Genomic DNA, 977 nt, shown 5'->3' with positions numbered 1-977 from the left:
GTGCGCGGCTTGCCGGCCTCACCTGGGGCGCTGAAGACCTGTCGGCGGCGATCGGCGCGCGCAGCGTCCGCGACGAGCATGGCCGCTACACGGACGTGTTCCGCCACGCTCGCACAATGACCATACTTGCCGCCGGTGCGGCGGAGGTCGCGGCGATCGACACCGTCTTCCCGAATTTTCGCGACATAGCGGCCTTCGAAGTGGAATGCACGGAGGCCGAGCGCGATGGCTTCACCGGCAAGATGGCGATCCATCCCGACCAGGTGCCGGTCATCAACGCCGCCTTCACGCCGTCGGCCGAGGCCGTGAGACAATCGGCAGCAATCGTCGCCGCGTTCGCGGCAGCGGGAAATCCCGGCGTCGTCGGCATTGACGGCAAGATGTTCGACCGACCGCACCTGCGGCTAGCCGAGCGGCTTCTGGCGCGGGCAAAGGCGGCAGGTGTTTCCGCCTGAGCGCCTGCTACCAAACCAATGGGATCAGGCGGTAACGGACCCGGGCCACATAGTCGTCATAGCCGCGCAGGCCGGTGCGAAGCGTCTTCTCTTCAATGAAGGTGCGGATGGCCAGGAGAACGACGATCACGAGTACCGACGCCAGCCCCCACCAGGAACCAAGCAGAAGTGCAGTGCCGGCGAAGAAAAGAATGGCGCCGGCGTACATCGGATGGCGGACGTAGCTGTAAGGCCCCGTGGAGATCACACGTTGTCCGCGTTCATCCTGGATCTTCACCACGGGCGCCGCGAAACTGTTCTCCAGCATCGTCAGATAGCAGATCCAGATTCCGAGCAGCAGGACGAGCGCGCCGACCACCTGCACCCAGACGGGAACCACGGACCAGCCGAAACGGACGTCGAATCCCATGAATATCTGCGAACCAAAGATGGCGAGCAGTAGTATGGACAGCAGGACCTTGTCGGCCGTGTCCTGATTCTTCTGGATAGGAGAACTCAACCGCTCATTCATCAGGCCGGGAT

General features: G+C 63.4%; 2 protein-coding genes. One reads left to right on the top strand and one right to left on the bottom strand.

Going from position 1 to position 977, the window contains the following annotated elements:
* Positions 1-455 (top strand): CoA ester lyase (locus EN964_RS35615; protein ID WP_164776469.1); only part of this gene is annotated, 455 nt, incomplete at its 5' end.
* A gap of 7 nt (positions 456-462) precedes the next feature.
* Here EN964_RS35615 and EN964_RS35610 read toward each other — a convergent pair.
* A partial coding sequence (locus tag EN964_RS35610) for an isoprenylcysteine carboxylmethyltransferase family protein (protein WP_164776467.1) occupies positions 463-977 on the bottom strand: 515 nt, incomplete at its 5' end.

The organism is Mesorhizobium sp. M7A.F.Ca.CA.001.10.2.1, from assembly GCF_003998575.1.
In the GTDB taxonomy this organism is placed as follows: Bacteria; Pseudomonadota; Alphaproteobacteria; order Rhizobiales; family Rhizobiaceae; genus Mesorhizobium.
This window is presented reverse-complemented; position numbering and strand designations above follow the sequence as displayed.